9 protein-coding genes are annotated in these 15,219 nt (G+C 56.0%); 6 read left to right on the forward strand and 3 right to left on the reverse strand.

The genetic code is table 11. The features are described from left to right. Positions 1-68: 68 nt before the first annotated feature. The gene (metG, locus tag AABA21_RS28515) at positions 69-1,661 is read left to right on the forward strand and encodes a methionine--tRNA ligase (RefSeq protein WP_338255456.1); all 1,593 of its coding nucleotides are present in this window, start codon (positions 69-71) and stop codon (positions 1,659-1,661) included. A 995-nt stretch (positions 1,662-2,656) separates the two neighbouring features. Continuing rightward, entirely contained in the window at positions 2,657-3,460 is an 804-nt protein-coding gene (locus AABA21_RS28520; RefSeq protein ID WP_338255458.1) for a glycosyltransferase family 2 protein, read from the forward strand. A 79-nt stretch (positions 3,461-3,539) separates the two neighbouring features. Here AABA21_RS28520 and AABA21_RS28525 read toward each other — a convergent pair whose 3' ends face one another. Then, a complete protein-coding gene (locus tag AABA21_RS28525; protein WP_338255459.1) occupies positions 3,540-5,366 on the reverse strand; it encodes a protein kinase domain-containing protein in 1,827 nt (608 codons plus the stop codon). Between the two features lie 215 nt (positions 5,367-5,581). Beyond that, the gene (locus AABA21_RS28530; protein ID WP_338255460.1) at positions 5,582-7,267 is read right to left on the reverse strand and encodes a tetratricopeptide repeat protein; all 1,686 of its coding nucleotides are present in this window, start codon (positions 7,265-7,267) and stop codon (positions 5,582-5,584) included. 508 nt (positions 7,268-7,775) lie between these two features. Between AABA21_RS28530 and AABA21_RS28535 the strand changes: the two genes are divergently transcribed. From AABA21_RS28535 to AABA21_RS28545, 3 genes are all read left to right on the forward strand, one after another. Continuing rightward, the gene (locus AABA21_RS28535) at positions 7,776-8,252 is read left to right on the forward strand and encodes an MOSC domain-containing protein (RefSeq protein WP_338255461.1); all 477 of its coding nucleotides are present in this window, start codon (positions 7,776-7,778) and stop codon (positions 8,250-8,252) included. Between the two features lie 411 nt (positions 8,253-8,663). Beyond that, on the forward strand, positions 8,664-11,402 hold the full coding sequence (acnA, locus tag AABA21_RS28540) for an aconitate hydratase AcnA (protein ID WP_338255463.1): 2,739 nt from the start codon (positions 8,664-8,666) through the stop codon (positions 11,400-11,402). Between the two features lie 114 nt (positions 11,403-11,516). Further along, entirely contained in the window at positions 11,517-12,314 is a 798-nt protein-coding gene (locus AABA21_RS28545) for a nucleotidyl transferase family protein (RefSeq protein WP_338255466.1), read from the forward strand. A gap of 46 nt (positions 12,315-12,360) precedes the next feature. On the opposite strand, the gene AABA21_RS28550 is transcribed toward AABA21_RS28545, so the two are convergent. Next, positions 12,361-13,044, reverse strand: a complete 684-nt coding sequence (locus tag AABA21_RS28550) for an FHA domain-containing protein (RefSeq protein ID WP_338255468.1) — start codon at positions 13,042-13,044, stop codon at positions 12,361-12,363. Between the two features lie 325 nt (positions 13,045-13,369). Between AABA21_RS28550 and AABA21_RS28555 the strand changes: the two genes are divergently transcribed. Next, positions 13,370-15,148, forward strand: a complete 1,779-nt coding sequence (locus AABA21_RS28555; protein WP_338255470.1) for a CocE/NonD family hydrolase — start codon at positions 13,370-13,372, stop codon at positions 15,146-15,148. Positions 15,149-15,219 lie beyond the last annotated feature (71 nt).

A 15,219-nucleotide genomic window follows, 5' to 3' on the forward strand; every position in this document is an offset into this window, starting at 1 on the left:
CAGATGACACGATCTGCGCTCCTCTCTTTTTATGTACTACTGGCTATCTTTTTTGCGAGGTAAGCGCTATGACGTATAAGCATTCCGGTGAAGATACGGATGACAAGGGTTCAGCCCACTACTACATTACGACGGCCATAGACTATCCCAATGGCGCTCCACATATTGGCCACGGCCTGGAGAAGGTCATGGCCGACGTGGTGGCGCGTTATCATCGCCTACGTGGGGATGACACTTTTTTTAGCATGGGCATCGATGAAAATAGCCTGCATGTGCTCCTGAAGGCCAATGAGGAAGGTGTTGAGCCGCACATGTGGGTCAACCTGATGGATGAGGCCTTTCGGCGAGCCTGGAAGGCGCTGGACATCTCATATGATTACTGGATACGCACCACCGAGGAGCGCCACCTGCGCGCCTCTCAGGAAATGTTCCGGCGTGCCCTCGCTAAGGGGGATATCTACAAAGATACCTACTCGGGCTGGTATTGCCCAAATTGTAATAACTTCTACACCACCGAGGAACTGGTCGGTGGGCGTTGTCCCAATCATCCCTCGCTGTCGCCGGAATGGCTGAATGAGGAGAACTACTTTTTTGCCCTGTCCCGCTACAGCGATCGCCTGCTGGCGCATATCGAGGCCAATCCAGACTTTATTGTGCCGGCCACACGCAGGGCCGAGATCGTCTCCCTGATTCGTCAGGGACTGCGTGACTTCTCGGTATCGCGTCGGGTGCGTCCGGGCATCGAGGGTTGGGGCATCCCTGTCCCTGACGATCCCAAGCACGTTATCTACGTCTGGTTTGACGCGCTCACCAACTACCTGACATCCGTCGGCTTTCCCGACGACGAGCAGAAATTCCGACACTACTGGCCCGCCAACGCCCATGTCATCGGCAAAGACATTACCCGCTTCCACTGTCTCTACTGGCCCGCCATGCTGATGTCGGCGGACCTGCCACTGCCGAAGCAGATCCCGGTGCATGGTTTTATGTCGCTTGAGAACCAGCGCATCTCCAAAACGCTGGGCAACGTCATTGATCCTGTGGCTCTGGTGGAGAAGGTTGGCGCCGACGCGGTACGCTACTACCTGGCCCGCACCTTCTCATTCGCTTCTGACGGCGATTTTTCGCGCGCCGGTCTGCTGCGCTACTATAACGACGAACTGGGCAATGATCTTGGCAACCTGCTTAACCGCGTCGTTTCCATGATCAAGCGCTATCGTCGGGGCACCGTGCCCACGCCCGGTGCGGTCGGTCCTCTTGAACTGGAACTGCAGACGATGGCCAGCGCCACACGCGAGAAGGCACAGATCGCGCTCGAAAACTGGGAGATCGGCCAGGCGCTGAACACGACCTGGGCCTTTGTGCGCCGTGTCAACCAATACATTGAACAGAGCGAACCCTGGAAACTGGCGAAGCAGGAAGGCGAAGAGCAGCACCTGGATACCGTCTTATACTCCGCCGCTGAAGCGACGCGTATCCTGGCCATCCTGCTAACCCCCTACATCCCCGCCTCAAGCCAGCGTATCTACGAGCAACTCGGGCTCCCCGTACTGCAAGCGGGCGCCTGGAACCATGACACCCCCTGGGGAAGCGCCACCTTCACCCAGGTTGTCCCCAACTCCCTCCTCTTCCCCCGCCTCGACCCGGACATCGCCCTATAAAGGCCATAAAAAGTGTCAGACACACTTTTTCCAGGGGCGCAGGAGCGCCCCTGCTCGGGCGGCCGCATGCGCGGCCGCATTGGTTTTATAGGGGTTGGTGCGACAGGTGCGCGAATGCGCACCTGTCGCACCAACCCCTATAAGGGCCATTGAAATCTCGCAAGCTTTTATATGTTGGCGCAGCAGGCACTCTTAGCGCGCCCGCTGCGCCAACATATAAAGCGGAGGCTAAGTTGTTTGAGCTCTCCACATTCGCAAGCTTAAACAGACTTCTATCGGATGGTGCAGCGGGCGCTAGACGCGCCCGCTGCACCATCCCAAAAATGTGCGGCCGCGTATGCGGCCGCCTGTGTGGGGGCGGAAACGCTCCCGCAAAAAGCGTGTCTGACACCCTCCACTTTAAAGGATATAGGAGAAAAAACAAAAAACACGTTTTTTGCCACAGGATAAATTATATGCTATAATTTTGTTTCATCATATGTCAACCCGTTTGATAATGTTTTAACTATTACGTTTTATCAAGTGTGGATGAAAATAGAATAGGATTGTTCTTGTCATTCCTAGAAGGCAAGGGACATTATGGGTACATATCTGGTGGCAATCTTCACATTTATCCTTGTTCTTGTGGGCGCTGTTTTTGTACATCTGTGGTTAGGGCTGCGTAGGGAGAGTAGATACGGTCACAGGTATGACCGTCCGCTCAAGCCAGGTTTACCCCAGTTAGATGACATCATTTTTGAATAATACGTTCAATGTAGCATAAAACAAATAAATCAATCTATCCCCTCTATCGCATATTGGGACTTATATAGCGGTAGGGGGAATATTTATTTTTGGAGCACGCTGGTAGACTGAATATGTAGACGCATTCCGATTTCTGGTATCTTCTTTTGTTTATTGTGTGATTATTCAGATCAACATGAGAGTTGCTTCAGGTGATGGAAGGGAATAGAGAACTTATGTTAAGGGTGAGTATAACTTCACGGATGTTTGCCATGTCATCAATGCCACAGGGTCAGTCCGTCCAGGTGGGCGTTGTACCGGACCAGCATGTGGCACCCGGCGCGGTGTCTGAAAGGAAGCTTTCCTATAGTTTGTCGGTAGTCTTGCCTGCGTATAACGAAGAGGCCGTTATCGAGCAAACGGTAACGATGGTGGCGAGCGCCCTGAGAACATGGACCGATGACTTTGAAATCATCGTCGTGGACGACGGCAGCAGAGACCATACACGCGACATTATCGAGCGACTGATCGGAGACGAACCACGCATCCGTTTGATGCATCACTCGCAGAACCGAGGATACGGAGCGGCCCTCGTAACCGGCTTCCATACCGCCAGCAAAGAGCTGGTCTTTTTTATGGATTCGGATGGTCAGTTTGACATCAATGATCTGGAACGCTTCTTTCCCCTCATCGAACACTGTGACGCCGTACTTGGGTATCGCGCTCCCCGTCATGATCCCTGGATTCGTAAATTGAATGCCTGGGGCTGGAAGCAGTTGGTACACCTGGTGCTGGGGATCAAGGTACGCGATCTGGATTGTGCTTTCAAACTGTACCGCGCCGAGTTCTTTCAAACCCTCAATCTGGAGACGCGCGGCGCCATGATCAACGCGGAGATCCTCTATAAATTCGTTCGTGCTGGTCATATCTATACCGAGGTCGGCGTCAGACACCTTCCTCGTCAGAAGGGAAAGGCCACCGGCGCTCACCCTCGTGTCATCCTCAAAGCCATGCGTGAGCTCATCTCCTATTCCCGCAAGTGGAAGCTCGCCGAGCGTGCTCGGCAGAGGTTGTAACGCCGGCGCTCAAAATATTTAGCGGGGGTGATGGCGCAATGCGCCATCACCCCCGCTAAATAGTTTGAGCGCCGCCCTTTTAACTTTTTAGGCCCCAGCGGTTGGCCCGGCGCCGGGCCTTCTGGGCCTCTTGTGGATTGCCCAGCGACTCATACACCTCGGCCTTTAAAAGCCAGGCGCGGGCATAGTTCTTGTCCATCTCGGTCGCCTCATTGAGGGCATCCAGGGCCGCTTTATTGTGTCCCTGGCGAATCAATCCTTCCGCTTTGTTGCACCAGGCCACCGCGCTACGCGGATTGATCAACAGGGCCCGTGTATAGGCATCGACGGCCCCGTGGAAATCATGCAGGCTTGAACGGGCATTGCCCAGACCATTCCAGGCGTGGAAGCTGCGCGCGTCGATCTTCAGGGCCTGCTCATACGAGGCCCAGGCCTCCTCGGGCATGTTCATATCCAGCTGCGTATCCGCCTTGCCATTCCACGCCGCCACATAGCGTGGATCGATCGCCAGGGCCCGCTCAAAATGGACCAGGGCCTGCTGGTAGCGCTGCAGCCGGTTGAGCACCAGGCCCGCGCTCACCCAGACGATAGCATTGTTGGGCTCGATCTCGGTTGCGCGCTGATAGGCTTCGAGCGCCTTGCGGTAATTGCCCTGGTTGTAAAGGGCCGTTCCCTTGCCATTCCAGGCATAGAAGTTCACATGGTCCATGCGCAGCGCCTCCTCATAGGCCATCAGAGCCTGTGAGTACGCCTGCTGCTTCAGATACTGATCGCCCTCGCGGCACTTCTCGCGCACGCTGCCCGTACTGACGTTGCCGCGAGACTGATACTGCGGCTGTACGCTCTGGCTATGTCCGGTGCCGGCCGCCACCTGCCTCCCTGTCTGGCTGCGTGCCAGCCCGGAATTGGTGCCATTATTCCCTTGCGGCGCATAGGTCGCATGGCGTGGCAAGACGATGCCATCATTGACCACCGCGCTCGACGCTGATGACGATGACGACGATGATGATGAATAGCGTCCCTTCGCATTGGGCCGATAGGCATAGTCAAAGGCGCGCACGAACTCCATCATATTCGCATAGCGATCCTCGGGCCGGCTGGCCAGCGCACGCTGCAGCACCGTATCCAGGAGGGGCGGTAGCTCTGGATTGAGCGTTGTCACCAGCGGGATCGAGCCGCCGCGTGGATCGAGAGGATGGAAGCCGGTCAGCATCTCATAGAGCACGACCGCGCTACCATATTGATCACTGCGCGGATCGACGATGCCGCTGCTCTGTTCCGGCGCCATATAGCCAACGGTTCCCCGTACAGTGATTGTTTTGCCAAAGCGTGCGCCCGGCTCCAGTGAGCGCGCGATGCCAAAATCGGTAATCACCAGGCGGTAATCCTCCTGGTGGATCAAAATATTTTCTGGTTTAATATCACGATGAATAATTGGACGTTGACGGGTATGAGCATAGTATAGGGCACTGGCGAGCTGATGGAAGTTATGAATAACCTCCGGAATGGGCAACGGGCCATCGACCTGTGCCAGCCGGGTTCGTAAAGAGCCAACCGTATACAAAGGCATCACGAGAAAGACGCTTGAACCATCTTTACCATAATCAAGTATGGGAACGATATTTGGATGATCCAGCGTCGCAGCGATCCGTGCTTCACGCAGGAAATGATCGCGCTCATTGGGCGTAGTTTTACTGGGTAACAGCACCTTGATAGCAATGTGACGAGATAGATTCTGGTCTATACCACGAAATACCGCCGCGTAACCACCCTTACTTAATAAGGCCTCCACCACATAACGACCAGCCAGAGCGGTGTCTAGTAACGGCAGTGCACATGCTCTACAAAATAAATCGCTGTCCCGGTTGTCATATCCGCAGTCAACCTGATCGGCGCAGCGTCGCATTCCCTCCTCCGTGTAGCGAGACACCTTCTGCAGTGTCGAGATCTAATGGCACCTGGTCAGTGGCACCGCTGGTTTATGGTCGAGATGGTTGTGGGACGGGGAACAACCTGTCAGTGACGGCATTGACCACTATCCGCGGGGATAGCATTGCCGCGTTGCTGTATGTACCCTCGTCCTCATTCTTGTATCTGTATGAACGCGTACGAGAGAGCGTTTTATGCTTGTTTAGCTTGTTGATCGAGTGAGCGTGCCCAATCTCGACACGTAATCGCCTCTTGTTTGCGTCCTAGTTTATCGAGGACCACCGCCTTGTTATACCAGGCATCTGGTTCCTCGGGTGCGAAGGACGTTGCCTGGTCCAACGCGGCGAGAGCCTCTTCGAGTCGACCAAGCGCAAAGAGCGAAAGTCCTTTATTATTCCATGCGGCAATATAATGCACGTCGAGCGCCAGGGCGCGGTCGAAAGCCGCCAGCGCTTCCTGGTGGCGCTGTAACTCATGCAGTAGACTGCCCTTATTATACCAAGCCGAGATCAGACCGTCATCATATTGCAAAGCCTGGTCATACGAGTTTAAAGCATCTTCAAACATTCGTAGTGCTGCTAATACATTGCCTCGATTATACCACGCGCCCGCCAATGTTGGGTCGAGTGCTAACGCTCTATCATAATCATTCAGCGCTTCCCCAAAACGACGCAGGTCGCGTAGATCGTTGGCCTTGTCGAACCAGTTGGTGGCGCTGTTGGGCTCCAGCTGCGTGGCCCGTTCATGCAGGGCCAGCGCCTGTTCCGGCTGCTTCAGGCGTCGCAGAATATTGCCTTTGGTATCCAGCAGCGAGGCCTGGTCATTGTCCAACGAGAGTGCCCGGTCGATGGCGATTAGCGCCTCATCGTAGCGCTGCAGACTGTAGAGGGTATCTCCCATGGCCTGCCAGACCGTCGCCTGCTGAGAATCCAGCAGTAGGGCGCGGTCAAAGGCGACCAGAGCCTCTTCAGAGTATCCCTTTTCCGCCAGCGCCATTCCGCGTCCACTCCAGGCATAGATATAGTCGGGATCAAAGGTCAGGGCCTGCTCGTAGCAATACATCTCCTCATCATAGCGTTGCAGGTCGTGCAGCACACTGGCGCGCGATGTCCAGCATTCGGGATCGCGTGGGCTGAGCGCCAGCGCCTGGTCATAGGCCTGCAACGCCTCCTCTGGCCGACCCAGGTGTAGCAAGGTGGCCCCTTTGCCTCCCCAGGCCTCCACCGAAGAGCGATCCTGGTTGATCGTCATATCGTAGTTCATTAACGCCTGCTCATAATCCCCATGCTCATAGGCCAGGTTCCCCTCCGCCAACCAATCATGTACCGCCGGGACCGGAGTTTTCCTGGGTGGAGGCACCGTCTGCGGCCTCCCCGTGGGGATCGCTATGCGAATCTGGGTTGTCTCCTCATCACCCGTACCACCTGGTGAGGGTGTCTGTGGAAAGAGATCGGTGGAGAGACGATTGATGATGCGCGACAGGGGCGATGGCTGTGGCGTCGATGACTGTGGTGTTGTCCCCGTCGTCTTTACCATATAGACGATCGGCCCATCCTGCCCATAATCGATCACGCGAATGCTGCGGGGATCGCTGACATGGGTCGAAAGTGAGACCGCCAGTTCCGCATCCTGCAGAAAGTTATCCCGTTCCCGGGCATTGGTATCGCGAGGAATCAATGCACGTACCGTCACCGCCTGTTGATTCTGCCGATCAGTTGCCTGGAAAGTGGCTGTCCCACGATCTTTGCCAATCAAGGATTGGATTTCGTAGTGGCCCTGTAGCACGGTGCCCCCGGTTGGAAGACCACACTGTGAACAGAAGCGTGCCTCATCTCGATTGTCAAATCCACAGCCTTTGAAGTCCAAACACTTCCCCATGACCGTCCCTCCCTGTCCTACACATAGATATCGCGCATAAAATTATATCGTTTCTCTACTGTAGCGAAAGTATTGCTGCCTTGTCAATACAATATATTAAAAGAGCACCCGCTTATCTTGCCCCCATGTAACGAGAGATAGGAGCACATGAGTATGTCTATTTTCCTTTAGTGTACCACCAGTTTCAACGAATTGCTGTGCTGCTGTATCTCCTGTTAGCCCTTTTTTCTTGTTCTGGTCGCAGCTCTATGCCAACGAAGGTTTTCTATTGACTTAGATGAATGTTTCTTCTATACTCCCACAAGAGATGGCCGTAAATAGAGAATTTTTATTTCTGCCAGTTTTTGCACAGTGTTCTAAAACATACCCTCTGATGTATATACGCTCACCATCTCGCTTTTGATCTATCACTTTGCGCTAAGGATATTGTAGTCCGGCTTCTATTGCCGGTAGAGACAATTTTTTATGTGAATGGTACATGCATAATGTATAGGTAAGGATGGAACTGATGACAGAGAAGATATGGTGGGACGGCGAGGTGGTCGCTCTCTATATTGCACCAGCGGCCGATGAGCCAATGCAAGAGGTTGATAATGCCCGGCTGGTCGCGGATCAAGGTATTGTAGGCGATCGTTATTTTGCGAAAACCGGCACCCACTCGGGTCCCGATGAGCAGAGCTACGAGATCACCCTGATCGAAAGCGAAGCTATAGAGAGTGTTCAGACGGAAAGCAAGATCACGGTAACCGCCGCCGACATGCGGCGCAACGTCGTTACCAAAGGCTTCGCTCTTAGCCACCTGGTAGATAAAGAATTCCGTATTGGCGATACGGTCCTGCGTGGCATCGCCCTCTGCGAGCCATGTCCTCACCTCATGGAAAAGACCGGCCATAAAGTCGCCGTTGGCTTCATCCATCGCGGAGGGCTGGGCGCCAAAATTATTTCTGGCGGCCTCATCAACGTCGGCGATTCTATTCACAGCTAATATACTCACACCCCTGGGAAACGTGAGCGCCCGGGAACGGGGCAGCTGCGCGGCAAGCGCCCGTAAGGGGCGCACCTACGACTCTTTATTCATTTACGATGTGGCGGCAGGCGCGCATTTGCGCGCCTGCCGCCACATCGTAAATGAATAAAAGCCGCCGCAGGCGGCTCTTATTCATTCAGCTTTTTTGTCATTTCCATAAAAATTTGTTTGAGTCGCTATATTCATAAGCTTTTTCACATTTCATGCTCTTTTTGCTGGTTTATACATATGTCCACAAACACGCCTCTATGCTATATAATAAAAACGGAAAGAATGTTAGCTGTTTAAAAATGTAGGTCTGGCGCGCGCACGCTTTGGTGCCACTATCTGTCTCCCTACACCAACAAACTACTCCCAAAAGGACCTGATATGACTATGTACAAAGATGTATTTGGAGCCCGCTCAACTTTAGAGGGCGCTTATGGTACAGTCCACTACTATCGCCTCGCCGCTCTGGCGGAGCGTGGTGTGCAGGGTCTTGATCGACTTCCGTTTACGATCAAAGTTATTCTTGAAAACCTGCTCCGACATGCTGGCAACGACCTGGTGACGGAAGAAGATGTCCGTTCACTGGCTGGCTGGACGCCTGGTAAGGCCGCCTCAAGCGAGGCCGAATATCCCTTCCTGCCGGGCCGTGTCCTGCTGCAGGACTTTACTGGCGTTCCCGCGGTGGCGGACCTGGCCGCGATGCGTTCGGCCGTGGCGCGGCTCAACGGCGATCCTCAGAAGATCAATCCGCTGGTGCCCGCGGACCTGGTGATCGACCATTCCGTTCAGGTAGATTCGTTTGGCTCGACTACTGCCTTTGCCCGTAACGTCGAACGTGAGTACGAGCGCAACAGCGAGCGTTACGCCCTGCTGCGCTGGGGCCAGCATGCCTTCAGCAATTTCCGCGTTGTGCCTCCCGGAACTGGCATCGTGCACCAGGTTAACCTGGAGTACCTGGCTTCGGTCGTGATGACAAAGGATGACGAAGGCGAGACTGTGGCCTACCCCGATTCATTGGTGGGTACCGATTCGCACACGACCATGATCAATGGCCTGGGTGTACTTGGCTGGGGCGTCGGAGGCATCGAGGCCGAGGCCGTCCTGCTGGGCCAGCCGCTCTATTTGTTGACGCCTGAAGTGATCGGCATGCGCCTGACGGGCGCGCTACCCGAGGGGGCGACGGCGACCGACCTGGTGCTGACCGTGACCCAGATGCTGCGCAAGCGCGGCGTGGTCGCCAAGTTCGTCGAGTTTACCGGTCCCGGTCTCAGTCAGCTCGGATTGGCCGATCGCGCCACCATCTCGAATATGTCGCCGGAGTTCGGCGCCACCGCCACGCTCTTCCCGGTGGATGAGGAGACTCTGCGCTACCTGCGCGATACCGGCCGCGATCCCAAACTGGTCGAGCTGGTTGAGCACTATAGCAAAGCCCAGGGACTCTTCCGCACCGACGAGACGGTTGAGCCACAGTTTGACGACCTGCTTGAGCTCGACCTGGGCACGATCGAGCCCAGCCTCGCTGGCCCACGCCGTCCACAGGACCGCGTGCCGATGAGCGCGCTGGCCCAGACGTTCCGCAGCGCCTATGCCGATCGTTTCAAGACGGCCCCGCCGACCAGCCAGGTCGCGACGGCTACCGCGGTGGCCGAAAAGCCGACCAGCCAGGCCGTTACCGTTGAGCTCGGTCATCTACAGACCCAGCTGACCCACGGCTCGGTCGCCATCGCCGCTATTACCAGCTGCACCAATACCTCGAATCCATCCGTTATGATTGCCGCCGGACTGGTGGCCAAGCACGCGGTCGAGCGCGGCCTCTCCGTCAATCCTGCCATCAAGACCAGCCTGGCACCTGGCTCACGCGCCGTCATCGATTACCTGGAGAACGCCGACCTGATTCCATACTTGGAGGCCCTGCGCTTCCACCTGGTTGGCTTTGGCTGCACCACCTGCATCGGCAACAGTGGACCCCTGGCCGAACCGGTGGCCGAGGCGGTACAGGATAACGACCTGGTGGTCGCCGCCGTCCTGAGCGGCAACCGCAACTTTGAGGGACGCATCCATCCGCAGGTGCGCGCCAGCTTCCTGGCCTCGCCCCCGCTGGTCGTCGCCTACGCCCTGGCCGGTACCGTCGACGTCGACCTGACCACCGATCCCATCGGGACCGACGCCAACGGTGAAAATGTCTACCTGCGCGACATCTGGCCCACCCAGCAGGAGGTGCGCGATCTGGTACAGAAGGCCGTCACGCCCGAAGTCTTCTCCAAGAACTACGCCCATGTATTTGAGGGCGACGAGCACTGGCAGAAGCTCTCCAACGCCACGGGTCCACTCTTTGAGTGGGACGCGAACTCCACCTATATTCAGGAGCCGCCCTTCTTTAAGGACATGTCGCCCGAGCCCGAGCCGGTGAAGGGCATCTCTGGCGCGCGCGTGCTGGTGATGGTCGACGATTCCATCACCACCGACCACATCTCGCCAGCGGGCAGCTTCGCCGAGAAGAGCCCCGCCGGTCAGTACCTGGTCGAGCATGGTGTGGCCCGGCGTGACTTCAACACCTATGGCGCGCGTCGCGGCAACCATGAAGTGATGGTGCGCGGCACCTTTGGCAACATTCGCCTGCGCAACCGCCTGGTGGATGGCAAAGAAGGCTTCTATACCGTTCACCTGCCAGACGGCGAGGAGCAGACCATCTATGATGCTTCCATGCAATATCAGAAGGACGGTGTGCCCCTGCTGGTGATCGCCGGTAAGGAGTATGGCTCCGGCAGCTCACGTGACTGGGCGGCCAAGGGACCCCTGTTGCTCGGTATCCGCGCGGCGATCGCCGAGAGCTTCGAGCGCATCCACCGCAGCAATCTGGTGGGCATGGGCATCCTGCCACTGCAGTTCAAGCAGGGTGAGAGCAAGGAATCGCTCAACCTGACCGGACGCGAGACCTATGAGATCACCGGTATCTCCTCGCTGAAGCCGCGTCAGGAAGTGACCGTCAACGTCACGCGCGAAGATGGTTCCACCTTCTCCTTCCAGACCATTGCCCGTCTGGATAGCCCGATCGACGTGACCTATTATGAAAATGGTGGCATCCTCCCAACCGTGTTACGCCGTCTCTTACAGGATTAATCCCCTGTAAGCTCACGATAGTAGTAGAGGAGAAAGCCAGGAATTTGAGGAGTATATCCTCAGATTCCTGGCTTATGTACTAATATGTATATCTCAACAACGAGGCTGCGCCGCATGTGGCATGTGCAGCGCCTGCTCAATCAGTTGCAGCCAGATGCCGCTCCACAGGTGGTCTGCGCCCCCGGCACCACGCCGCCGCGAGACACAATCATCATCTTTACAGGCTCCTTTAACCCTCCCACTGTGGCGCACCTCGCCCTGCTTAAACAGGGCTGGCGCTACGCGCGTGCGCAACGAGAGCCCACCCATCTCTATGCCGCCTTTAGCAAGCGCACCGTAGATAAAGAAGGGGTAGAGAGGCCACTGCTGCTGGATCGCGTTATCTTGCTGCAGGATCTTTTGCGCGTGCGTCTGCCCCGAACCGGCATTCTGCTCTTCAATCGTGGACTCTATGTTGATCAGGCCAGGGCCGTGCGCCAGACCTTTCCAAAGGTGAAGCGCATCCTTTTCTTAATGGGATTTGACAAGATCGAGCAGATCTTCGATCCTCGCTACTACGAGGACCGCGATGCATCGCTGGAGGAACTCTTCCACCTGGCCGAACTATTGGTGGTGCCACGTGGGGTCGCCGGCGAGGAGGCTTTGACCGAACTGCTGCAGCGGCCACAGAACCAGCGCTTTGCCAGCTACGTGCACTCCCAGCCATTTGATCCGACCTATCGCGACATCTCTGCCACGCTGGTACGTGAAAAGGGGAAGGGTTATGAGCATGACGTCGCGCGCGAGGTGCGCCGCTTTATGAGCGACACGCGCGCCTATGAGGAACCGCTAAAGCGGGTGGATGGGAGCGAGGTCGATATCTACAACGAGCGTGTACAATACTTGAGGCAACGACTGGGATCGGTATCCTGATCGGCGCCCTTGCTACTGACCCTTTGACCTGTGAGGAACTGCATAATTACGCGTGGGTCAGGCGAAATAACAGAATTGTATTGCCGATCTGTAGCCGATCACCATCGCTCAGCAGGCAACGCGCGACCGGCTTCCCATTGACAAAGGTGCCGGTCGCCGAGCGATTATCTACAATCTCATACTGGCCCGGCGCGATCTCATTGATGGTGGCATGGTGGCGGCTGACCGTCAGATCTTCCAGAAAGATAGCGCAGTCGCGACTGCGCCCGATCGTCATCCCGGACAGCAGCTCGATACTGCGAACTCCGCTATTGTTATTGGTAAACTGCAGCTGCGCGATCAGCGTCGGCTCTGGTGGGGGTGTTTTTCCCATATGAAGCTCGCGACCGCGTGAGGATGGTAGTTGAAACGGACGCGTCCCCTCATTGGCGAAGAACGTCATCAGCGTGTTCCCAAACTGGAGCTCATCCCCACTATTGAGCAAGCGTTCCGCAACGGGACTTCCATTGACAAAACTATCTCCGCTCCCATGGTCATCGCGCAGGGCATATCCATGATCGGTAAATAGGATGCGCGCTTGCCTGCGATGAACCGTGATATCTTCCAGAAAGATATCACTATCGCGGCTTCTACCAATGGTTGTACACTCTTTCCACAATTCGATACGCTTGCCAGCCAGAGAACCTTTCTGGATGACAAGGTATGCTCCCGTTGTTTGTTCTTGCGACATATGGTCCCACTCTATTTTGCAGCCTGAAGCTGGCTTGCAAGGATTTAGCGATGGTTTTTTCATCCATCATTGGACTGAGTATAACGAATGATATCTTCATGTGTCAAGAATCAAGTGTTTTATAGAGAGGTGGTGCAAGGCCACGGGTGGATGTATTCGCATCCACCCATGGCCTTGCACCACCTCTCTATAAATAAAAGTTTTTGGTGGCGTTCTTCTTTTGAACGTTGTATGATGGATTTGTTGGTTTTTTCCTCTAAAAATATTGTGATGATGCGCAACTATCAACGATGACGCGCAAGCATTAATAAGGAGAAATGTGTCTATGTCAGTTCAGCCGGGTCTAGCGGTGAAGATTGAATTTGATGTTCCCGCGCAGATGCGTGATGGGGTCACACTACGCGCCAACGTATACCGTCCTGAGGGGGAGGGCCGGTGGCCAGTATTGCTGACGCGTTTACCATATGGCAAGGACTTTCCCAATGCCGCCGGTGTGCTGGATCCTGTTCAGGCGGCTCGCCGTGGCTATGTGGTGATTGTGCAGGATACGCGAGGTCGTTTCGCCTCGGAGGGCGAGTGGTCACCGATGCGGCGCGAGGCTCTGGATGGCCTGGACACGATCGCCTGGGCGGCCCAGCTCCCATATAGCAATGGGGACGTGGGCATGTTTGGGGCCTCCTATTTCGGCTTTACCCAGTGGTCGGCCGCCGTGCATCAGCCGGACGCGCTCAAGACCTTTATCCCCTACATAACCTGGAACGACCCGCTCAATGGGGTGATGTTCCGTGGTGGGGCCCTGGAGCTGGGTACCACCGCCTCGTGGCAGCTGTCCATGGCCGCCAATGGTCTGATGCGTCGCCATGTTATCGAGCGTGATCCCGTTCAACTGGGTACCGATATGTATACCTGGGCGAAGACCATGGATGAGCTGGGCACGCAGGGCTACTGGTCCTTACCACTCAAAGAGTTCGCCCCATTGAAGTACAAGAATATGGCGCCAGACTTCTATGATGTCTTTGAAAAGCCGATGAGCCCTGAACTGGTCGAGCCAATGACCATCCTGGGCAAGCACGACCAGGTTACGGTGCCCACCTTCAACATCGGCGGCTGGTACGACATCTTCCTGCAGGATACGCTGGAGAACTTCCGCATCATGCGCGAGAACGGCAGTACGCCGGAAGCAAAGCAGAGCAAGCTCCTGATCGGACCCTGGATCCACGGTGGCTCGACAAATCCCGTGGGCGAAAAGAACTTCGGCTTCGCGGCCATGCCCGGCCTGCTGGATCTCAAGAGCGACATTATGAGCATGCAGCTGCGCTGGTTCGATCACTTCCTGAAGGGACAGGATACCGGCATTCTGTCGGAGGCACCGATCAAGTTGTTTGTGATGGGCGCCAATATCTGGCGCGATGAGCAGGAGTGGCCGCTGGCCCGCGCCGTCGAGACGCGCTATTACCTGCACAGCGCGGGTCAGGCCAACAGCCTGGATGGCGATGGTGTGATCTCAACCGAGGTACCCGAGGAAGAACAGCCCGACACCTATGTCTATGATCCCGCTAATCCCGTCATAACCAGAGGTGGCGCCCTGCTGATGACACCAGAATATCGTGGTGGCGTCTTTGATCAGCGGCCAACCGAACAGCGATCGGATGTGCTGGTGTATACCACCCCTGTCCTGACGCAGGATGTTGAGGTGACTGGCCCCATTGTTGTGCACCTGTGGGCCACCTCCAGCGCCGTCGACACCGATTTTGTGGCGCGCCTGGTGGACGTATACCCGGACGGCTACACCCAGAACCTGACGGATGGTATTATCCGCGCCCGCTATCGTAATTTTCCCGACGATGCCGAACCGGCGTTGATCGAGCCGGGGCAGGCCTACGAGTATGTCATCGATCTCTGGTCGACCAGCAACGTCTTCAAGCAGGGACACTGCATCCGCCTGGATATCACCAGCAGTAACTTCCCGCGCTGGGACCGCAATCCCAACACCGGTTACGAACTGGGGGTCGACAGCGAACTGGTGATTGCTCATCAAACCATCCTGCACGATGCCGCCCATCCCTCTTTTATCGCGCTCCCCATCATCCCGCCCACCGCTTAAAAATGGTGGATAGAAGATAAGGGAAGGGCTCCGCCACAATCGCAGCGGAGCCCTTCCTTTGTCTTCTCTAT

Source organism: Dictyobacter halimunensis, assembly GCF_036245075.1.